General features: G+C 44.9%; 18 protein-coding genes. 14 read left to right on the top strand and 4 right to left on the bottom strand.

Annotation, left to right across the window (positions count from 1 at the left end; all coding sequences use genetic code 11):
* Window position 1: 1 nt before the first annotated feature.
* Entirely contained in the window at window positions 2-1240 is a 1239-nt protein-coding gene (locus DW159_RS00940) for an argininosuccinate synthase (RefSeq protein ID WP_004848633.1), read from the bottom strand.
* A gap of 483 nt (window positions 1241-1723) precedes the next feature.
* On the opposite strand from DW159_RS00940, the gene argC reads away from it, so the two are divergent.
* The 9 genes from argC to DW159_RS00985 all read left to right on the top strand — a co-directional run bounded on the left by argC (window position 1724) and on the right by DW159_RS00985 (window position 12574).
* The gene (gene argC, locus DW159_RS00945) at window positions 1724-2764 is read left to right on the top strand and encodes an N-acetyl-gamma-glutamyl-phosphate reductase (protein ID WP_055223794.1); all 1041 of its coding nucleotides are present in this window, start codon (window positions 1724-1726) and stop codon (window positions 2762-2764) included.
* Window positions 2765-2819: 55 nt separating this feature from the next.
* Window positions 2820-4046: a bifunctional ornithine acetyltransferase/N-acetylglutamate synthase gene (gene argJ, locus DW159_RS00950; protein WP_117548633.1), complete on the top strand. Its 1227-nt coding sequence runs from the start codon at window positions 2820-2822 to the stop codon at window positions 4044-4046.
* A 43-nt stretch (window positions 4047-4089) separates the two neighbouring features.
* The gene (gene argB / locus DW159_RS00955; protein ID WP_117548634.1) at window positions 4090-4980 is read left to right on the top strand and encodes an acetylglutamate kinase; all 891 of its coding nucleotides are present in this window, start codon (window positions 4090-4092) and stop codon (window positions 4978-4980) included.
* A 328-nt stretch (window positions 4981-5308) separates the two neighbouring features.
* A complete protein-coding gene (locus tag DW159_RS00960; protein ID WP_117548635.1) occupies window positions 5309-5926 on the top strand; it encodes a ComEA family DNA-binding protein in 618 nt (205 codons plus the stop codon).
* Window positions 5927-5955: 29 nt separating this feature from the next.
* A complete protein-coding gene (locus DW159_RS00965; RefSeq protein ID WP_015533197.1) occupies window positions 5956-6642 on the top strand; it encodes a response regulator transcription factor in 687 nt (228 codons plus the stop codon).
* 1 nt (window position 6643) lies between these two features.
* Window positions 6644-8119, top strand: a complete 1476-nt coding sequence (locus DW159_RS00970) for a sensor histidine kinase (protein WP_117548636.1) — start codon at window positions 6644-6646, stop codon at window positions 8117-8119.
* A 9-nt stretch (window positions 8120-8128) separates the two neighbouring features.
* Window positions 8129-9064 carry a GerMN domain-containing protein gene (locus DW159_RS00975; protein ID WP_242992589.1) on the top strand — a complete coding sequence of 312 codons (936 nt, stop codon included), beginning with the start codon at window positions 8129-8131 and terminating at the stop codon, window positions 9062-9064.
* Window positions 9065-9172: 108 nt separating this feature from the next.
* A complete protein-coding gene (locus DW159_RS00980) occupies window positions 9173-11542 on the top strand; it encodes a DNA internalization-related competence protein ComEC/Rec2 (RefSeq protein ID WP_158547559.1) in 2370 nt (789 codons plus the stop codon).
* An 81-nt stretch (window positions 11543-11623) separates the two neighbouring features.
* A complete protein-coding gene (locus DW159_RS00985) occupies window positions 11624-12574 on the top strand; it encodes a YitT family protein (RefSeq protein WP_117548638.1) in 951 nt (316 codons plus the stop codon).
* A gap of 89 nt (window positions 12575-12663) precedes the next feature.
* Here the strand turns inward: DW159_RS00985 and pdxT are convergent, their stop codons facing one another.
* Together pdxT and pdxS are read right to left on the bottom strand one after the other, a co-directional pair.
* Window positions 12664-13227, bottom strand: a complete 564-nt coding sequence (pdxT, locus tag DW159_RS00990) for a pyridoxal 5'-phosphate synthase glutaminase subunit PdxT (RefSeq protein ID WP_117548639.1) — start codon at window positions 13225-13227, stop codon at window positions 12664-12666.
* A gap of 1 nt (window position 13228) precedes the next feature.
* Window positions 13229-14107, bottom strand: a complete 879-nt coding sequence (gene pdxS / locus DW159_RS00995; protein WP_004848658.1) for a pyridoxal 5'-phosphate synthase lyase subunit PdxS — start codon at window positions 14105-14107, stop codon at window positions 13229-13231.
* Between the two features lie 263 nt (window positions 14108-14370).
* Here pdxS and holA point away from each other — a divergent pair, with 263 nt between their 5' ends.
* A complete protein-coding gene (gene holA / locus DW159_RS01000) occupies window positions 14371-15387 on the top strand; it encodes a DNA polymerase III subunit delta (protein WP_117548640.1) in 1017 nt (338 codons plus the stop codon).
* A 156-nt stretch (window positions 15388-15543) separates the two neighbouring features.
* Here the strand turns inward: holA and rpsT are convergent, their stop codons facing one another.
* Window positions 15544-15807, bottom strand: a complete 264-nt coding sequence (gene rpsT / locus DW159_RS01005) for a 30S ribosomal protein S20 (RefSeq protein ID WP_022059403.1) — start codon at window positions 15805-15807, stop codon at window positions 15544-15546.
* 297 nt (window positions 15808-16104) lie between these two features.
* Between rpsT and DW159_RS01010 the strand changes: the two genes are divergently transcribed.
* The 4 genes from DW159_RS01010 (at window position 16105) to DW159_RS01025 (ending at window position 21025) form a co-directional block, all read left to right on the top strand.
* Window positions 16105-16785 carry a hypothetical protein gene (locus tag DW159_RS01010; RefSeq protein ID WP_117548641.1) on the top strand — a complete coding sequence of 227 codons (681 nt, stop codon included), beginning with the start codon at window positions 16105-16107 and terminating at the stop codon, window positions 16783-16785.
* Between the two features lie 24 nt (window positions 16786-16809).
* Window positions 16810-19320 carry a 1,4-alpha-glucan branching protein GlgB gene (gene glgB, locus DW159_RS01015; RefSeq protein WP_117548642.1) on the top strand — a complete coding sequence of 837 codons (2511 nt, stop codon included), beginning with the start codon at window positions 16810-16812 and terminating at the stop codon, window positions 19318-19320.
* A 149-nt stretch (window positions 19321-19469) separates the two neighbouring features.
* Window positions 19470-19670 carry a cold-shock protein gene (locus tag DW159_RS01020; protein WP_117548643.1) on the top strand — a complete coding sequence of 67 codons (201 nt, stop codon included), beginning with the start codon at window positions 19470-19472 and terminating at the stop codon, window positions 19668-19670.
* Window positions 19671-20059: 389 nt separating this feature from the next.
* Window positions 20060-21025, top strand: a complete 966-nt coding sequence (locus tag DW159_RS01025; protein ID WP_117548644.1) for a PfkB family carbohydrate kinase — start codon at window positions 20060-20062, stop codon at window positions 21023-21025.
* Window positions 21026-21103: the final 78 nt, after the last annotated feature.

Below are 21103 nucleotides of genomic sequence, written 5' to 3' on the forward strand. Positions count from 1 at the left end.
ATTATTTATTGTTGGCGTTGTCCTTCTCCTCGCGCTTCTGATCCATCATAGCACGAACCTTCATTGAAAGACCGAACAGGTTGATGAAACCTGAAGCATCCTTGTGATCGTAGAGGTCGCCAGTTGTGAATGAAGCAAGGCTCTCTGAGTACAGAGTATAATCTGATGTAGTACCAGCCTTGATGATGTTACCCTTGTAGAGCTTCATCTTTACATGACCAGTTACACGCTCCTCAGTCTTGGCAACAAATGCTGAAAGGCTCTCGCGGAGAGTGCAGAACCACTTTCCTTCATATACAAGTGCTGCGAACTTTGTTCCGACAAGCTTCTTGTACTCCATGGTATCACGGTCAAGTGTGAGCTCCTCAAGCTGCTTATGAGCCTCTGTAAGGATAGTTCCACCAGGTGTCTCGTATACACCACGTGACTTCATGCCGACAACACGGTTCTCAACGATATCGATGATACCGATACCGTGCTTTCCGCCGAGCTTGTTCAGCTCACGGATGATATCAGAAGTTTTCATCTTCTTGCCGTTGAGTGCTACAGGGTAGCCCTTCTCGAAGTCAAGGTCGATGTACTCAGGCTCATCAGGTGCCTTCTCAGGTGTAACTGAGAGAACCAGAAGGTCATCGTAGTTTGGCTCATTTGCAGGATTCTCAAGCTCAAGGCCCTCATGGCTGATGTGCCAGATGTTACGGTCACGGCTGTAAGAATGCTTTGCATCAAATGGAAGATCGATGCCGTGTGCCTTACAGAAAGCGATCTCATCCTCACGTGACTGCATTGTCCACTCAGGCTGTCTCCATGTAGCGATAACCTTGATGTCCGGTGCAAGAGCCTTGATAGAAAGCTCAAAACGAAGCTGGTCGTTACCCTTACCTGTAGCTCCGTGGCAGATGGCAACAGCGCCTTCCTTACGTGCAACCTCAACGAGCTTCTTGGCAATGATAGGTCTTGCAAATGAAGTACCGAGAAGGTACTTGTTCTCATATACAGCGTCAGCCTGAACTGTTGGCATGATGTACTCATCGCAGAGCTCGTCTACAACATCGATGATGTAAAGCTTCTCAGCTCCTGAATACTTTGCTCTCTCGTCAAGACCCTCAAGCTCACTCTCCTGACCTACATCTATACATGCACAGATAACATCGTATCCGTATGTCTCCTTTAACCATGGGATGATGGCAGTGGTATCAAGACCGCCTGAATAAGCCAGTACAACTTTTTCTTTAGCCATTTTAATAAATCCTCCTATTTATAAATATAGAGCAGATGCAATAAAGATACATCTACGCACATCACAAGAGCTCTGTCCGGCTAAGCGGGATCCTCTATATGACATTTTCTACATGAACTATACAACGCAAATGTATATTATGCAAGTGATTTTTCAAAATATTCATTCGTTCACCGTATATTATTCATGAAAAATATGCATAAATACAGAGCAAAATGGTGGCAAAAACGCTGATAAATCGTATATTTTGGACAAATATGCAAATATTCAAAAAAACCATTGCATATTATACGTTACAAATGTATAATTATAAAAGTTTCCGCAGAGGAAACGAGGAACAGAGATACAAAAGCTCAGGGTAATGAGTGTATTTCTACATATTAAATAGTGTATGTTGACGATATACATTGTCAGGTATACAATCAGACAGAGTATGTCTTTATACAGATATAGAAAAAGTACATATAAATTATGGAGGCAGTTATGATTAAGGTAGGAATTATCGGATCAACAGGATATGCAGGACAGGAGATAGTAAGAATTCTTCTTGGACATAAGGAAGCGGAGATCGTATGGTATGGATCAAGAAGTTTTATAGATCAGAAGTATTATCAGGTATACGGCAACATGTTCCAGATCGTGGATGCAAAGTGTATGGATGACAACATGGAGGAGCTTGCCTCACAGGTAGATGTAATATTTACCGCCACACCACAGGGACTGTGCGGATCACTGGTAAATGAGGAGATACTGTCCAAGGTCAAGATCATAGACCTCAGTGCAGATTTCAGAATAAAGGATGTTGCTACTTATGAGAAGTGGTACAAGATAGAGCACAAGAGCCCACAGTTTATTGACGAGGCTGTGTATGGTCTCTGTGAGATAAACAGGGAGGATATAAAGAAGTGCAGACTTCTTGCAAATCCTGGATGTTATACAACTTGTTCGATCCTTTCACTCTACCCACTGGTTAAGGAAGGTCTGGTTGATGCCAACTCCATCATCGTTGATGCTAAGTCTGGAACATCAGGTGCAGGAAGAGGCGCGAAGATCGCAAATCTCTACTGTGAGGTCAACGAGAGCATCAAGGCTTATGGTGTTACAACACACAGACATACCCCTGAGATAGAGGAGCAGCTTGGATATGCGAATGGCAGTCCGATAGTCATTAATTTCACTCCACATCTTGTTCCTATGAACAGAGGAATACTTGTAACAGCATATGCCAACCTCAAGGAGAAGGTCGACTACGATACAGTGAGAGCTGCATACGATAAGTACTATGCAAATGAGAGATTTATCAGAGTCCTCGACAAGGATGTATGTCCTGAGACAAGATGGGTTGAGGGAAGTAACTATGTGGATGTCAACTTCAAGATAGATGAGAGAACAAACAGAGTCATAGCCATGGGTGCACTTGACAATCTCGTAAAGGGAGCAGCAGGTCAGGCTGTGCAGAACATGAACATCATGTTTGGATTTGACGAGGCTGAGGGCCTTCGCATGGCTCCTGTTTTCCCATAAACATCAGGTTTGAAGCATTTGCCTCAAAATAGACACTTGGAAATAAGGTGGTAGGATGAAGATAATTCCGGGAGGCGTGACCGCCCCTGCGGGCTTTAGGGCAGCGGGACTTCACGTTGGAATAAGAAGAAATAAACTGAAAAAAGATATGGCACTTTTGGTGAGCGATGTTCCGGCTCATGTGGCAGGAGCATTTACACAGAACATGGTTCAGGCGGCTCCGGTCATATACGACAGGCGGCTTTGCCAGAATGTGGGAATGTGTCAGGCGCTGGTGGTAAACAGCGGTGTGGCAAATACCTGTACCGGAGAGCAGGGAATCCATGATGCGGAGGCCATGGCGGCTCATGTAGGTAAGAGCCTTGGCATAGATCCAAGCACGGTTGCGGTGGCTTCTACAGGAGTCATAGGAATGAGACTTCCGATGGATGTCATACAGAGCGGTATAGATATGCTGGTGTCGGAGCTTTCATATTCTATAGATGCCGGAGTGGATGCCGCGGAGGCGATCAAGACGACTGATATCTATAAGAAGGAGATAGCCGTAACTTTAGAGATCAAGGGGCAGCATGTTACCATCGGAGGTATGTGTAAGGGATCAGGAATGATCAATCCTAACCTGGGAACCGTACTCAGCTTTATCACGACAGACCTGAATATCAGTTCAGAGTTGCTGGGCAAGGTGCTTAAGGCTGATGTGGTCGATACATACAACATGGTGTCAGTGGACGGAGATATGTCCACCAACGACACTGTCATGATATTTGCAAATGGCATGGCGGGTAACGAGGAACTGCTGGAGACCGATGACGACTTTCCTGCATTTGTCGAGGCAATAAGATATATCAACCGCGCATTTGTCAGGGCGATAGCCTCGGACGGCGAGGGTGCTACCAAGATGTTTCAGGTGGATGTGTCGGGCATGCCGGATAAGGATACTGCAAGACATCTGGCAAAGGCGATAGTGGCCTCCAATCTTGTAAAGTGTGCCATGTACGGAGCTGATGCCAACTGGGGCAGAATAGTGTGCGCCATGGGACAGAGCGGCGTGAAGTTTGATCCGTACAGGGTGGATATAGAGATAGCCAGTGTGGCAGGACATCTTGAGATCGTAAAGCATGGAGTGACAACTGATTACGATGAGAAGGAAGCAAGCCGCATACTCTCAGAGAAGCAGATAAAGCTCAAGGCGCATATGAATATGGGAGATGAGACGGCCACAGCGTGGGGCTGTGATCTCACATATGATTACATCAAGATAAATGCGGATTACAGAAAATAGACTGTAGTCAATAATATGAAATAGAAGAAAGAAGGACAGAAAAATGGTTATAGGTGATTACACAGTAGATCAGGTAATTGAGAAGGCACAGACACTGATAGAGGCTATGCCGTATATCAAGAAGTTCCAGGGCAAGACAGTGGTAGTAAAGTATGGCGGAAGCGCTATGCTTGACGAGAACCTCAAGTACAACGTCATCAAGGACGTTGCCATGTTAAAGCTCGTTGGAATGAAACCGGTCATCGTACACGGTGGCGGTAAGGAGATCAGCAAGTGGGTTGAGAAGGTTGGCAAGGAGGCAGAATTTATCAATGGTCTCCGTGTGACAGATGCAGAGACTATGGAGATCGCAGAGATGGTTCTCGGCAAGGTCAACAAGAGCCTCGTAAGCCTCATGCAGAAGATCGGACTTAAGGCAGTCGGAATCAGCGGCAAGGACGGCGGTATGTTCACAGTCAAGAAGAAGTTCCCTGGTGGCAAGGATATAGGTTATGTGGGAGAGATAACAAAGGTTGACACATCTATCCTCACATCACTCATCGAGGATGATTTCATCCCTGTTATAGCACCTATAGGTGTGGATGAGAATTACGAGGATTACAATATCAACGCTGATGACGCTGCATGTGCAGTCGCTACAGCTCTTGAGGCTGAGAAGCTTGTATTCCTCACAGATATCGAGGGAGTATTCATCGATCCAACAGACAAGTCGACACTTATCTCAGAGATGGATATACATGAGGCAAAGGACATCATAGAGAAGGGTGTTGTCGGCGGCGGTATGCTTCCGAAGCTTAACAACTGTATCTCAGCCATGGAGAACGGAGTTTCAAGAGTGCATATCCTCGATGGACGTCTCCAGCACTGCCTGCTTCTTGAGTTCTTCACCCAGAAGGGTATCGGAACTGCTATCCTCAAGGAGCCTTTATTCTAGGATGCGGGGCAGAATATAACAAAGCTTCAAATAATAAAATAGTAAATTATAAAACAGTATATATGACCATGGTGGACAGCCATCTGTAAGGATGGAAGAGCACCGGGCGTATATGCTGTTTTTTTATGTCTGATCTGAATCGGGGAGTTTATAAAAATGTTACATTTTTATGTATTGTAAAAAGTATCAATGAATAAGGGATAAAAGGGCTCTTTTGTGAAAAAAGTAACAAAAATGAAATAAAATAGAAATATATTGTTGTAAATTCAGAGGTGTTTAGATACAATAAACCTGTGTAATTCTGTGCTGACACAGGAGGTGTCGCACGATGAAGAAAATAATTAAAAATTTAGCATATTTATGCGTGCTGACGATGACATTATTGTGTTCCGGCTGTGGAGAAGAACAGGTAACTATATCCGGTAATTCAGAAGAGAATGTTACGGAGAAAGCTTCGCAGCAAGGCGCGGAAGAAGCCGGAGCAGACGAGAGCGTAACGATACATTCAGAAATTCCAGAATACATAACAGTTTTTGTATGCGGAGCAGTGAAGAATGAGGGTGTATATGAACTCGAAGCCGGATCCAGGGCGAATGATGGCCTTGAGGCGGCGGGAGGATTCTCCGATGACGCAGATACCGTTGCGGTGAATCTTGCAGATGTGCTTGAGGATGGTCAGAAGCTGTACTTCCCTGTCGGAGGTGAACAGCTTCCGGAAGAGAGCGAAGGTGGGACAGATGCGTCGGAACAGAGACTGGTCAACATCAACAGTGCAGATGCTGCGGAGCTTATGACGTTACCGGGAATAGGCGAGACGAAGGCCTCACATATTGTCGAGTACAGACGGAAGAATGGAGCATTTGCCTGTAAAGAAGACCTTAAGAATGTCAGTGGCATAGGAGACAGTATATATGAGAAACTGGAGACATATATATCGACAGAGTAAATGAGTCTCGGGGTAGAAAGGATGTTAAGATGAAGAAAGTTCTTGTTGTGGATGATGAGAAGTTGATTGTTAAGGGCTTGAAGTTCAGCCTGGAACAGGATGATATGGAAGTGGATACAGCCTATGATGGCGGCGAGGCTATAGAGAAGATAAAGGCCAACGATTATGATATAGTGCTTCTGGATATAATGATACCTGTATATACCGGAATAGAGGTGTGTCAGATGGTCAGGGAATTTTCAAATGTCCCAATTATCATGCTCACTGCAAAGGGTGAGGATATGGATAAGATCATGGGACTTGAGTATGGTGCAGATGACTATATAACAAAGCCATTTAATATTCTTGAGGTGAAGGCCAGGATCAAGGCTATACTTAGAAGAAGCAACCGCAAGCAGGCACCTGCAAAACCGTCAAATGTAATGGAGATCAACGGAATGAAGGTTGAGCTTGACAGCAGACGTGTATTTGTCGGTGGTAAGGAGCTTAATCTGACAGCCAAGGAGTTTGACCTTCTTGAACTGCTCATGGCGCATCCAAACAAGGTATATTCAAGAAATGAACTCCTGAATACGATCTGGGGAGATTCCTACCCGGGAGATGCGAGAACAGTTGATGTGCATGTTAGAAGACTTCGTGAGAAGATAGAAGCTAATCCGGGTGAGCCGGTATACATTCATACAAAATGGGGAGTAGGATATTTCTTCAAGGGCTGATATGAAAAAAAAGAAACGTGCAACAGTTGAAACAGAAAAAATTGAAGAGAAGAATACCGCCCAGGAGAGATCAAGGGTCAGTATCAGAGTGGGGCAGAGAACGATCATATCGCTCATTGTGGCAGTGAGTGTGGCAGTGATCGCTTATGCAGCACTGTGGATACTGGCGGGCACTGTGAATTCGAAGAGTGAGAGAAATCTTGACAGACACGCACAGGAGTGTGCAGAATACATTGCTCATATAGTGAATGAACACAAGGCGGAGGATGATATAGGGAGAGCCGTGGACGAGATAAAGACCATGGCTTATTCTCTCTCTGCACGTATAGTTATAGTGGATACTGATTACAAGGTCGTGGTGGACTCCTATGGAAAAGACACTGGAAGATATCTGGTGGATGAGAACGTGTTCAGCGTAATGAAGGGGCAGCAGAAGTATATATCAGAGACAGAGGAAAATGTGTACAGACGCATAGTTCCAGTGATCAACAGTGAGGGCTATACAGATGCGGTGGCACTGATATCTCTTGAGACCGATGCTCTCGATAACCTGTCAATATATATGAAGAGAAATGCAACTTATCTGTTTGCGATATCTTTGATACTTGGATTGATAGCTGCTTATTTTTCGGCTAAGTTATCAGTCAGGGATGTGAACCATGTCAGAAACGAGATAGAGGGAATGAAAGGCGGCAGCCTTGAACCGATGAGCGTGGATGGTATGTTCAGAGAGACACAGGAGCTGACAAAGGATATAAACGATATATTCAACAAGGCACAGCTTCTTGAGGAGTCCCGTCAGGAATTCGTATCAAATGTCTCACATGAGTTAAAGACACCGATAACATCCATGAAGGTTCTGTCCGAGTCGCTGCTCACCCAGAGCGATGTACCGGCGGAGATGTACAGGGAATTCATGGAGGATATAGTTCAGGAGATAGACAGAGAGGCGGAGATCATAAGTGATCTGCTCACATTGGTCAAAACAGATAAGGGACCGGACAGCCTGAATAAAGAGCCTGTGGACATGAACGAGTTTATGGATCTCATACTCAAGAGACTTAAGCCGTTGGCGGAGAAGAGGAGCATACAGCTTTCATTTGAGAGCTTTGGCGATATAAAAGCTGAGATAGACAAGGTGAAGTTTACTCTTGCGATCTCGAATCTGATAGAAAATGGAATAAAATATAACATCGATGGCGGATGGATAAAGGTTTCTCTCAATTCAGACCACAGGAACTTCTATATCAAGGTTGCGGATTCCGGTGTCGGCATACCGGAGGACTGTATAAATCACATTTTTGAGAGATTCTACAGAGTAGACAAGGCGAGAAGCCGAGACACAGGTGGAACCGGTCTGGGACTTGCCATCACGAAGAATATTATTATCATGCACAAAGGAACTATAAATGTATATAGTGAGCCGGGAAAGGGAACGACATTCACGGTAAAGATTCCGTTACAGGCTCAGGAGTAAAGGATAGATATGACGAAGAAAAAAAGAATTTTGCTCACTGCCATGGTCATGGTCACGGTGGTGGTCCTTGTGGCATGTGGAAGCGACAGCAAGAGTGGCAGAAAGAAAAAAACTGTGGACGATTCAACTGAAAATCTGACTCTGTACTATGCAAACTCAACGTGGACTGATCTGTCCCCGGAGGTTGTCACCCGTGACCAGCTCGTCACGACGGAGAACCTTATCGATACTGTGATGAATGCGCTGATGGACAGCGGGGAAATGACGGATAAGCAGGTCCCGGTTCCTCAGGGCGTTACGTACCAGAGATATACATATGACGGTCAGGCAACTATCAATCTTATGTTCAACGTTGACTGGGAGGCCACTGACACATATGAGATGGTGCTAAGCAAGGCGGCATTTGTGAGAACTCTGACACAGATCGAATCGGTGAAGAAGGTTGTGTATGAATACACTGACATTGCAAATGAGAACAGTATCGTGCGTGAGGAGCTCACAAATGATTCATTTTCAGATATGGACAACTTCATGAATCCACATGAAGAGTACAACATATATATGCCGGACAGCACAGGACAGAAGCTGGTTCAGAAGACCATAGATCTGGACAGATCAGCTCCTGAATCACTGGAGGAACAGATGGTTGCAGGACTGAGAATGAGTTACGATGGAACAGTTGCACCGTTCAATGAGAAAACTGTGGTTAAGAGTGTCACTGTGGATGATGCTGACGGAGTGTGTACGATAACATTTAATGAGAGCTTTGCGGATGGAACAGCAGGTGTGGACGATGAGATACTTGTGTATTCTGTTGTGGATTCCCTCATGGAGCTTGAAGATGTCAAGAGGGTACAGATAAATGTGGATAATACAAATAACAGATTGAACAACATCGATCTCAGCAGGAAATTTACTGCTGATTATTCAAAGCTTGAGAGATAAACAGAAGTTTGAACAAAACAGGAGGATACGAATATAAAGAGACCATTATTCTGGATAGCAGTATGCTTTGCGCTTGGAGAGGCGTATAAAGAGGCGGCTGACAGTTCAGTGCTTATAATTGGTCTGATCATATTGGCTGCACCGGTATTGTCGGTTTACATGGACAAAGCCGGTACAGCCATGTTTTTTTATAGTGGCAAAGCTCATGGTGATAAAGACAGAAAGAACAGGATCGTCAGATGCGTTCTGAGTATGATGATATTTGGAATGATCTCGTTGACCGGTTATATGAATGGCTGTGCTATGTCAAAGCAGGAGAGACTCGCAGAAGAGCTCGATGGGCAGCAGCCGGGCGGTATAGAAGGAAAGGTGTACGAGATCAGGCAGTCCGGCGATGAATGGCGGGTATATGTGTATGCGGAATGGATAACATTTGGCGGAGGCGACTCAGAAGAAACTGTGGAATACCGGGGAAGATCAAAGGTATTGCTGTACATGGAAGACGTGGGAAGCCTGAAGACCGGAATGAAGCTGACCTTAAGCTGCAGTCTGTCAAGGCCGGACTCTGCAGATAATCCGGGCGAATTCGATGCGCGGGAATATTATTCGCACAAGGGAATATATATAGTAGGAAAGGATATCTCCATTCTGGAGTGTGGAGAGGACTACAGCCGTATAGGAGACATTCTGTTCAGGCTGCGTATAAAGTCCGGGGAGATCACAGACAGTGTGTTTGGAGAGACGGATGGCTCGGTGATAAAGGCAATGCTACTGGGGGATAAGAGCGGCATTGACAGGGATACGAAGAAGCTGTTTCAGATGAATGGAATAGCTCATATTCTGGCGATATCCGGTGTGCACATAGCAATAATAGGAATGACATTATTCGGCGTGCTGCGAAGGCTTACAGGGTCATATATGGCATCAGGTATAATGGCTATATCTGTGATCGTACTTTACGGAGTTATGACAGGGATGGCGAGTTCAACTGTAAGAGCCATGATAATGATGGTGATATCTGTGATCGGTCAGGTAAAGGGGCGAAGCCCTGATATGCTTACATCCGCGGGAACCGCGTCAGTCATACAGGCGCTGATTGATCCGGGTATCATCCTTGATGCCGGATTTCAGTTGTCTTTTGCCGCAGTGCTGGGGATGGCGGTGCCTGGAGCACTTATGAAAAAGCTTATTCCAACTAAGAATAAGGTAGTCAGCACACTTGTAATGAATCTGGCGATAACACTTGCCACCGGACCGCTTGTTATATTCTATTATTACCAGTTTCCGCTGTATTCGATCTTTCTGAATCTGCTCATAGTGCCATTGGTTTCTGTGATAATATTCGTGAGTATCGTCGTGATTGCGGCTATGCTTATTTTTCCCGGGATACTACAGGGCAATGAGATGGCGGTGGGCATAGGAGCGTTTCCTGTGAAGCTGATACTTGCAATATACAGGCAGCTTTGCGAATGGGCGATGAAGCTTCCATTTTACAGTATAAATACAGGCCATGTGTCGGTTATGATGATCGTAGTATTTTATATGGCTATGGTTGGAGTGCTGATCCTGCTTGTAAGAGCAAAGAGTGCAGACTGCGCCAGGGTGAGGAGGCGGATGGTCTGTCTGTGCGCTGCTGTGATCATGACCTTGTGTTGCGTGTGTTACGAAGCAGCTTCATTTGACCGGGAGTTCAGAGTTGTATTTATGGATGTTGGTCAGGGAGACGGCATACTTATAAGGTCTGGCATGGGAGTAAATATATTGATAGATGGGGGCTCGACGAGTAGCAATAAGGTTGGTGAGTACGTGATGGCGCCTGTTCTAAAGTTTTATGGTGCAGCTCATGTAGACTATGCATTTGTGACACACGGAGATAAAGATCATGTGTCCGGTATCCAATATCTTCTAAGCGATACGAACACCGGTATCAGAATAGATAATCTTGTGGTTCCGATGTATGGTGATATTGAAAATATGGGTGAACTGCTTGAGCTGGCAGAGAAAAGAGGCGTAAATATCATATATATGGACGGCGGTTCTCAAATGTCCTGTGGCAAGGATGCAGCTAAGGTGTGGTTAAATTTCTTGCATCCGTCCGAAAAAACTGATATAAAAGATGCAAATGATCTTTCTGCGGTTATCCGTCTGGAGTATCGAGGGTACAGTGTTTTATTTACGGGAGACCTGGGAGAAGATGGAGAACGGGAGCTTATCTCGGAGGGCGGTGATCTGAGTGCTGATGTGTTGAAGGTCGGACATCACGGCAGCAGATATTCTACGAGTGGGGAGTTCCTGAGAGCAGTCGACCCGGATCTTGCGATCATATCGGCGGGGGAGAATAACCGATATGGTCATCCGCACGGGGAGACACTGGAGCGTTTGGATGCCTGTGGAGCTGATGTAATGAGTACCATAGACCATGGCGCTATATGTGTAGAGATAACGGATGGTGGAATTTCGGTAACCGGATACAGATGATCAGGGAGTTATGAGAATAAGAATTCTGAAAGGAGAACAGGGGAAGGAAGAAACGACTATGATGTGGAAAGGAAGATGAGTATGACAAAAAAACTAAAATTACTGCTGGAATTTGTAATGCTGACACTTGGCGCAGTTATAGCTGCATTTGCTATCGAAGAATTTCTCGTGCCGAACACCATACTTGACGGAGGAGTCATCGGTATAGGTATCATGATCAATAATCTCACAGAAGTGTCCCTGAGTATTCTGACGATCGTTCTTAATGTTCCGTTTCTTATAATAGGTTCAAGACAGCTTGGTAAGATGTTCATAGTTAAGTCCGGTTATTCCATGGCTGTATTCTCAGTATTTGTGGAGATATTCAAACCCCTTGAAAATGCAACCTCAGAGACCATACTTGCGGTGTGCTTCGGCGGTGTGATACTTGGACTTGGAGTTGGTATCATCATCAAGTTCGGCGGGTGCTTGGATGGAACGGAGACCGTGGCCATCATGCTGAACAAGAAAAAAGACTGGCCGGTTGGAAGAGTTGTTCTGGGCATGAATCTGATCATATATTCTATTGCGGGAATGCTCTTTGGTTTGGACAGGGCGATGTACAGTCTTCTTACATACTTTATAACATCAAAGGTGCTTGATATGGTTGAGACCGGTCTTGAGCAGGCGAAGGCAGCCATGATCATAACTGATGATGCCAGAGAGGTGGCAGACAAGATATACAAGAAGCTTGGAAGAACAGTTACCATCATGCAGGGCAAGGGAATGATAAGCGGCAACAAGACAGTGCTCTACTGTGTTATCACGAGATTTGAGATCGGTGAGCTGAAGAACATCATCAATTCCATAGATTCTTCTGCATTTGTCACAGTTACGGATGTGGCGGAGATCATCGGCAACCACATCAAGGATAATGAATACAAGGGGATCCTTGAGAAGATAGAGGAGAAGGAAGAACCGCTCACAAATCTTCCTGAGCATGAGAGTATGACGGACTTTGATGGCCTGGAGCATACCGGAAAAATAGATTAGAAAAAGCCTGTGACATATACCGGCAGATAACTGCTGTATATGTCACAGGCTTTCTTTATTGATATATGTTTTAGACTGTAGTCAATATATTACTGGATACTGTCTACAAATGCCTTGTGGATCCTGTAGTCGCTGTCAAGCTCAGGGTGGAAGGAGAGGGCAAACTGGTTGCCGTACTTAACCGCCACGATCTTGTCATCAACTGTTGCAAGGACATCAACCTCAGGTGAAGCCTCAGCCACATAAGGTGCACGGATGAAAGTCATAGGAACCTCACCGATACCTTTAAGCTCGGCCTCTGTGTGGAAGCTTCCAAGCTGTCTTCCGTAGGCATTTCTCTTTACTGTGACAGGGAGAGTGCCAAGGTGTACAGTGTCATCACCTTCGATGTGCTGTGCCAGAAGAATAAGTCCTGCACATGTGGCAAGAACCGGCATGCCACCCTTGATCTGAGACTTTATAGTGTCGAACATGTCGCTGTCTCTGAGAAGCTTTCCTTGGACTGTGCTCTCACCGCCAGGAAGGATCAGGGCGTCATAAGGCTTGTTCAGATCTCCGGCATTTCTAAGTTCTATGCATGATACGCCGAGCTCGGAAAGTACATGCTCATGCTCTGCGAAAGCTCCCTGTACTGCCAATACACCAACCTGCATATTACTTACCCCTTTCTGCCATGAGGATTGCGATCTCCTGCTCGTTGATACCAACCATAGCTTCACCAAGTCCCTCTGAAAGCTTTGCAACGAGATCAGCGTCATTGTAGTTTGTTGTTGCCTGAACGATGGCAGCAGCACGCTTAGCAGGGTCTCCTGACTTGAAGATACCTGAACCTACGAATACACCCTCAGCACCGAGCTGCATCATGAGAGCTGCATCTGCTGGAGTAGCAACACCGCCGGCTGCGAAGTTTACAACTGGGAGACGATGATTCTCATGTACGTACTGAACGAGATCGTAAGGAACCTCAAGCTTCTTAGCTGCCTCATACAGCTCATCTGTTCTCATGCTGACGATCTCAGCAATCTGGCTGTTCATCTTTCTCATATGTCTTACGGCCTGAACGATATCACCTGTACCAGGCTCGCCCTTAGTTCTGATCATTGAAGCACCCTCGTTGATTCTTCTGAGAGCCTCGCCGAGATCCTTGGCACCACATACAAATGGAACCTTGAACTGTCTCTTGTCAATATGGTATACGTCATCTGCTGGTGAGAGAACCTCGCTCTCGTCGATGTAGTCGATCTCGATGGCCTGGAGGATCTGAGCCTCTGCAAAATGTCCGATACGGCACTTAGCCATAACAGGGATTGATACAGCGTTCTGGATTCCCTTGATCATCTGTGGGTCGCTCATACGTGATACACCACCGGCAGCTCTGATATCTGCTGGGATTCTCTCAAGTGCCATAACTGCACAAGCGCCGGCAGCCTCAGCGATCTTAGCCTGCTCAGGTGTTGTAACGTCCATGATAACTCCGCCCTTAAGCATCTGGGCAAGTTCCTTATTTAACTTATATCTTTCTGTTGTCTCCATGTTGAACCTCCGTTATAATTAGATTTGTGTTTATTGGAGTGAGTGTACATAAACTCACAATCTGTAGGTGATTATAAAACCAAAGTGACATTATAGAAATAATCAATATGTGATTATAAAAACAGGTCAGATAACCTCTGGTATTATCAAAATACATAGAAAAACAGGTCAGATTTGCCACATAAGATATAATTATGGTAGAAACTGGTACTTTATTTTGAAAATCATATTGTGAGACATAAGCTTGATGAAGGAGAAATGTAATGGCTGCAACAAAGAAAAAAGAAAAAAAGAACGCGATGGCGGTCATAAACCAACATATAAAGACGGGGGAGTTTGCCAAGATATATCTTCTGTATGGGGAGGAGAGGTATCTCGTGAACCAGTACAGGGATAAGCTGCTGTCGGCTCTGATTGATAAGGACGATAATCTGAATTTTATGAAATTTGCCGGAAATGGGATCGATACATCTGAGCTTCTTGCATTCTGCAACGAGATGCCATTTTTTGCGGACAGAAGAGTTGTCCTTGTGGAGAACAGTGGTCTGTTCAAGAGCAGCAACGAGGATTTTGCAAAGAAGCTGGTGGAAATAGAGGATACATCAGTTGCCATATTTGTAGAGATGGATGTGGACACCAGGTATAAGCTGTTCAAGGCTGTGGACAAGAATGGAGAGGCTCTGGATTTTGCGACCCCTGATGAGAAGATGATGGTCACGTGGGTGAAGTCACTGTTCCGTGCCGATGGTGTTGCCACCACAGACACGGCGATATACAAGATAATCGAAGCTGCTAACATGGATATGAACTGTATCAAGAATGAGGTTGACAAGATGATAAGCTACGCCGGAGACACGAAGCAGGTCAGCGAGCATGATGTGGATCTTCTGTGCAGTCAGGATGCGGAGAGCAAGGTGTATCAGATGATAGACTTCATCATTGCAAAGCAGAAGGAGAAGGCTTGCAGTATGTATCACGATCTTCTTGAGAATAAGGAATCGGCGATCATGATAAACGCATGTATCATGAGACAGTTCAACAAGCTCCTTCTGGTAAAGATGGCATTATCAGATGGCGCGCAGGACGCCAGCCTGGCGAAGATCGCAGGATGCCCGGTGTGGGCAGTGAAGAATTACAAGGCTCAGTGCAGGGGCTACAGCATGGCACAGCTTAAAGACATAGTGGAGAACTGTCAGGACATGGACTACAAGCTCAAGACCGGACAGGTTATGGATAACGCAGCGATGGAGGTCATGATCGTGGAGCTGTGTGAGATGTAGTAGGAGACTGGTGATGATATTAGATATTGAGGCAAAAAAATACCCACTGTGAAAACAGTGGGTATTTTTTATATAACTATGATTGGTTCAAATATATGCAGCCGTTTAATATATCCAAATCCTTGTGTCAAAGTTATGTAGTTATCAGCCAGATGCTTAAGCCATCTTGTTAACTGCAACTGCAAGACGTGATACCTTACGAGCAGCGTTGTTCTTGTGGTAGATGCCCTTTGAAGCAGCCTTGTTGATCTCTGATGTAGCAACAACAAGTGCCTGCTGAGCAGCAGCCTTATCACCAGCAGCGATAGCAGCCTCAACCTTCTTGATAACTGTCTTAACCTTAGACTTGATCATCTTGTTTCTAAGTGTCTTCTTCTCGATAACATTGATTCTCTTCTTTGCAGATTTGATATTAGCCAAAATTCTTACCTCCATAAAATCTAATTAAATATAATAAGGTTTTACATTAAAACCGGACACGGACAATTCAATGTAAACATACTCACATATAATAGATGAAACGCAATTCGTTGTCAAGACTAAAAAACAAAAAAATGCGCATTTTCGCGGATTATTTTCATGTTGTTTCCTAAGAAAAATGAAGTAAAACAACATGTTACTTTCCTTTACATAAAAAGGGGGAAATGGTATCATATATGCAGTGGGTCTTAATGATCCATACATATTATAATACAGGAAAAGCAGAGAAATATACAGATGTTTAAATATAGATTTTTTCAGGTGATAATGGCACTTTCGCTGGTCTTGCTGATCATCTCCACGGCGATAATGTGTTCGTTCAGCGTTTGCAGGGTTGCGGAGAAGAGCTACAAGCCGAGTAATAGCGGCACGATAAGTTCAGTCATGAATAACGGACAGACTGATGAATTATCAGAATTTGATGCGTGGGTGGAATACAGTATCGTGCTGGATGCTCTGGATGGGGACAGCGAGCAGGAGTACAGGCTTGGCAACGTATATCTGTCCACTGAGAATGTGATGAGGCTTGAACAGCTTGCAGACATCAAATCCAAGGCAAGCAATGGTGTGTTCATATCCATTGTGCTTCTGGTGGCATGCTTTGTAGTCATAAGGAGAAGGAGACTGTATGAGTGTGTTGTATGGGGCGGCGCTGCAGGCGTTATAATAGGAATAATCAGCTTCATAGCCATGGCGGTATCAGGCAGCGGAATCATGTATGGCATAAGAAGAATGGTGTTTGGAGAAAGCTATGCGGAGCTTTTTCCGGGACACGATGTCCTGCCGGATATAATACCGGCCGGTACGGGAACGAAGGTTCTTTGGGTGTATGTTGGAACGATATTTGTTGGACTTGTGGTTACTATCATAGTCAGGGTTATAAGCTATAAGAAATCACGTCCACACAAATTCAGATAGAAGGTTACATAATGGGAGGTAGTTATGAGAAAAAGAATCGAGGAGTGGATAAACTGGGTGCTCTATGATGAGCTCATTGCCAGCAAGATCAATGCGCCAAAGCATTTGCTGGGAATCCATGATTATGGTGAAGGTCAGATAATCGTTGTGTACAAGCCGGGGGCGATCAGGGTAGAGGTTACATCGCGCACAGGTAAGAAGATACACACCATGGAACAGATGACAAATGAAGGACTGTTCGCCATTTATTTTGATAAGAAGGAGTATGATGGCAACAAGTACAATGTTGTCACCACATATGAGGATGGCACCATTATAAACAGTGCAGATCCATATTCATTTGAATCGCTAATCACGGATTTTGACACATACCTTTTTGCGGAGGGTAGACATTACAATATATATGAGAAGCTTGGCGCACACCCTATGACTATAGACGGTGTACGTGGAACCTACTTTGCAGTGTGGGCTCCTCATGCAAGACGTGTCAGTGTAGTCGGTGATTTCAATCTCTGGGATGGTAATGTAAATCCTATGCAGATCACGGCAAATGAGGGAATATACGAACTGTTCCTGCCGGGCGTGGAGCCAGGTGCTGTGTACAAGTATCAGATCATGACAAGATATGGAGAGATACTGTACAAAGCGGATCCATATGGCAACCAGTGTCAGATGAGACCTGAGAATGCCTCTGTGGTTGCGGACATAAGCAGCTATAAGTGGAAGGATACATCATGGATGAAGGATAGAAGCAAGATCAGCCGTACTGACAGAATGCGCATGCCTATGTCCATATACGAGATGCATCTCGGCTCATGGCACAAGAAGGTTGAGGATGACGATGCAGGCTTCTACACATACAGGGAGCTCGCTCCTATGGTGGCAGACTATCTCAATGAGATGGGATATACGCACGTAGAGCTCATGGGTATATCAGAGTATCCATTTGACGGCTCATGGGGCTACCAGGTTACCAATTATTATGCACCGACCAGCAGATATGGTGATGCAGTAGATTTTATGTATTTCGTTGATTATATGCACAGCAAGGGAATCAGTGTTATCCTCGACTGGGTGCCAGCACACTTTCCTAGGGATGCGCACGGACTTGGACGTTTTGATGGGATGCCTCTCTATGAGCATCCGGATCCAAGAAGAGGAGAGCATCCTGACTGGGGCACATATATATTTGACTATGGCCGCAATGAGGTGGCAAACTTCCTCACGGCAAATGCTCTGTTCTGGGTCGAGAAGTTCCATATAGACGGACTCCGCGTGGATGCTGTGGCATCCATGTTGTATCTTGACTATGGCAAGCAGGATGGACAGTGGCTTCCGAATGAGCATGGTGGAAACGAAAATCTTGAGGCAATAGCACTTATGCAGAATATAAATCGCATCATGGAGGAGAGAAATCCGGGGGCATATCTAATAGCAGAGGAGTCAACAGCGTGGGCAGGTGTAACTGCTCCGGCATCCATGGACGGACTTGGTTTCCTGTTCAAGTGGAATATGGGATGGATGAATGACTTCCTTGAGTATATGCAGATGGATCCATATTTCAGACAGAACAACCAGAACATGCTGACTTTCAGTCTTTCGTATGCGTATGCTGAGAACTATGTTCTCGTCATATCCCATGACGAGGTAGTTCATCTCAAGCGTTCAATGATAGAAAAGATGCCTGGCAGCGAGGAGGACAAATTCGCAAATCTCAGAACTGCGTACGGATTCATGTATGGACATCCGGGCAAGAAGCTGCTCTTTATGGGGCAGGAATTTGCACAGCCTAGAGAGTGGAGTGAGGCGAGAAGCCTTGACTGGTTCGTCTTAGACAATCCGCTCAATCAGGGCATGGAGAGGTATGTCAAAGCGCTCAACAAGCTTTACAATACCAATGATGCGATGTATGCGAATGACACAGATCCAATGGGATTTGAGTGGACAGACTGCGATCACCCGGACATGAGCATACTTTCATTTGTAAGACGAGGCTCAACTCCGAAGAAGCAGCTGCTTTTCGTATGCAACTTCACTCCGGTTGAGAGAGATAATTACAGTATACCGGCTCCGTGCTACACGACATACAAGGAGATACTCAACTCAGATGATGTACAGTTTGGCGGAAAGGGCAGACTCAACGGCAAGCCGGTCAAGGCACTGGACAAGAAGAATGCCAGAACTCCTTACAGTATAGACATCACGGTTCCGCCACTCTCAACAGTTGTGTTTGAGTACGATTACACGGATATGACACCTGAGCTTGAGAAGAAGGAAGCGGCAGCCAAGGCTGCTGCAAAGAAACATGTGGACGCTGCAAAGAAAAAGGCTGCATTGGCACAGAAGAAGGCTGAGGAGATAAAGAAAGACGCTGAGAAAAAGGCATCAGAGCTGAAGAATGATGCAGAGAAGAAGACTGCTAAGTTGAAGAAAGATGCATCTGAGATATCAAAAGGAATCAAGGATGATATAGAAAAGTCAGTGACGGCTGTTGCTGATGATATCCGGAAAGATATAAATTCACGAAAAAAATAAACTTGCAATATGAGACAACGGGTCATATAATGTCAATGTAAGTGCAAAGGGGCACAGAGCGATATCGTTCTGTGCCCCTTTTTGTACATCAGGCGGGTGACGATCTTCCTGATCGTAAGAATGCAGGTAGTTTTTAAGGAGGAAGCAGTATGAAGACAGGAAAAGTAAAATGGTTTAATGCAAAGAAAGGCTACGGCTTTATATGTGATGAGGATGGAGCAGATGTATTTGTACATTTCTCAGCACTGAATATGGAGGGCTTCAAGGTTCTTGAAGAGGGAGATACAGTAGAGTATGAGGTTGTGGACGGTGAAAAGGGTCCACAGGCGACAAATGTGACAAAACTGTAAATACAATGCGGTATATGTCAAAACAGCCATATATTTAAAGCGAATACATGTTGAATTAGGAGAACATCCCCGGGTTATGATTACAGATGATCAGGGGATGTTTTTTATGAGCAACGAACTGGAGCATGCTATTGCGTAGAACTGAGATAAATATCTACAAGGCCTCGTGTTACATAAATACAAGAATATTATAGATATCGCCATATGCTAAAATTGTATGTCTGCTATAATAAAAACAACACATATTTAAAAATCATCTTGACGGCTGGCGATGATAAAATGTAGAATACACATATATGGTGAAACATGTTTCATGCATTTGCTGTTGGTGATAAACAGTTAAATAAACAGGCACGTATTTATTTTAGATTATAAGGGGGATATGTACCATGAAGAGATTTGATGTTGTGGCACTTGGAGAACTGCTCATAGACTTTACACAGAACGGGCTCAGCGGTCAGGGCAATATGATGATGGAGGCCAATCCGGGCGGAGCACCATGCAATGTTCTCGCTATGCTGCAGAAGCTTGGCAAGAAGACTGCATTTGTTGGAAAGGTAGGGGATGATTTCCTTGGAAAAATGCTTGCCGGTGTTGTGGCTGATGCCGGGATCAACACTGACAATCTGAAGTTTGACAGGAATGTACACACAACACTTGCATTTGTGCATACATACGAGGACGGAGACAGAGACTTTTCATTTTACAGGAATCCGGGAGCGGATATCATGTTAAGTGCAGATGAGGTGGATGAGAGCATCATAAAGGATGCCAGGCTGTTCCATTTCGGATCACTCTCACTGACATATGAAGTGTCACGTGCTGCAACACAGAAGGCTGTGGCTGCTGCAAAGGAGGCTGGATGCATCGTCACATTTGACCCGAACCTCAGGGAGCCTCTGTGGAAGACGCTGGACGAGGCCCATGATCAGATCGACTGGGGTATGAGACAGTGTGATGTGCTCAAGATATCGGACAATGAGATACAGTGGTTCACAGGAAGAGAGGATTTTGACGAGGGTATAAAGATACTTCAGGACACATACAATATACCTTTGATACTTCTCTCCATGGGAAGAGATGGAAGCCGTGCATACTACGGGGATGTAGTCGCTGAGGCAAAGCCGTTTATCCAGGAGAACACTATAGAGACCACAGGCGCCGGGGACACTTTCTGTGCATGCGTGCTGAATTATGTACTTGATAATGGACTTGAAGATCTTGACACTGATAAGCTTACAGAGATGCTTGTATTCGCAAATGCTGCTGCATCGATCATCACAACACGCAAGGGAGCACTCAAGGTTATGCCGGAGAGATCTGAGGTTGAGAAGCTCATTGTCGAGAGACAGTAATAGATAAAAATATGGTAACAGATTAAAACTGGTTATGTACGTTAATGATACAGATTATGTAAATAAAATGAGAATGAT

It is taken from the genome of Coprococcus sp. AM14-16, from assembly GCF_003434675.1.
Taxonomy (GTDB): Bacteria; Bacillota; Clostridia; order Lachnospirales; family Lachnospiraceae; genus Coprococcus; species Coprococcus aceti.

What these genes read in the sequence shown, in the direction of transcription:
- DW159_RS00940 (WP_004848633.1), bottom strand. Translation starts at nt 1,240, where the DNA reads ATGGCTAAAGAAAAAGTTGTACTGGCTTATTCAGGCGGTCTTGATACC.
- argC (WP_055223794.1), top strand. Translation starts at nt 1,724, where the DNA reads ATGATTAAGGTAGGAATTATCGGATCAACAGGATATGCAGGACAGGAG.
- argJ (WP_117548633.1), top strand. Translation starts at nt 2,820, where the DNA reads ATGAAGATAATTCCGGGAGGCGTGACCGCCCCTGCGGGCTTTAGGGCA.
- argB (WP_117548634.1), top strand. Translation starts at nt 4,090, where the DNA reads ATGGTTATAGGTGATTACACAGTAGATCAGGTAATTGAGAAGGCACAG.
- DW159_RS00960 (WP_117548635.1), top strand. Translation starts at nt 5,309, where the DNA reads ATGAAGAAAATAATTAAAAATTTAGCATATTTATGCGTGCTGACGATG.
- DW159_RS00965 (WP_015533197.1), top strand. Translation starts at nt 5,956, where the DNA reads ATGAAGAAAGTTCTTGTTGTGGATGATGAGAAGTTGATTGTTAAGGGC.
- DW159_RS00970 (WP_117548636.1), top strand. Translation starts at nt 6,644, where the DNA reads ATGAAAAAAAAGAAACGTGCAACAGTTGAAACAGAAAAAATTGAAGAG.
- DW159_RS00975 (WP_242992589.1), top strand. Translation starts at nt 8,129, where the DNA reads ATGACGAAGAAAAAAAGAATTTTGCTCACTGCCATGGTCATGGTCACG.
- DW159_RS00985 (WP_117548638.1), top strand. Translation starts at nt 11,624, where the DNA reads ATGACAAAAAAACTAAAATTACTGCTGGAATTTGTAATGCTGACACTT.
- pdxT (WP_117548639.1), bottom strand. Translation starts at nt 13,227, where the DNA reads ATGCAGGTTGGTGTATTGGCAGTACAGGGAGCTTTCGCAGAGCATGAG.
- pdxS (WP_004848658.1), bottom strand. Translation starts at nt 14,107, where the DNA reads ATGGAGACAACAGAAAGATATAAGTTAAATAAGGAACTTGCCCAGATG.
- holA (WP_117548640.1), top strand. Translation starts at nt 14,371, where the DNA reads ATGGCTGCAACAAAGAAAAAAGAAAAAAAGAACGCGATGGCGGTCATA.
- DW159_RS01010 (WP_117548641.1), top strand. Translation starts at nt 16,105, where the DNA reads ATGTTTAAATATAGATTTTTTCAGGTGATAATGGCACTTTCGCTGGTC.
- glgB (WP_117548642.1), top strand. Translation starts at nt 16,810, where the DNA reads ATGAGAAAAAGAATCGAGGAGTGGATAAACTGGGTGCTCTATGATGAG.
- DW159_RS01020 (WP_117548643.1), top strand. Translation starts at nt 19,470, where the DNA reads ATGAAGACAGGAAAAGTAAAATGGTTTAATGCAAAGAAAGGCTACGGC.
- DW159_RS01025 (WP_117548644.1), top strand. Translation starts at nt 20,060, where the DNA reads ATGAAGAGATTTGATGTTGTGGCACTTGGAGAACTGCTCATAGACTTT.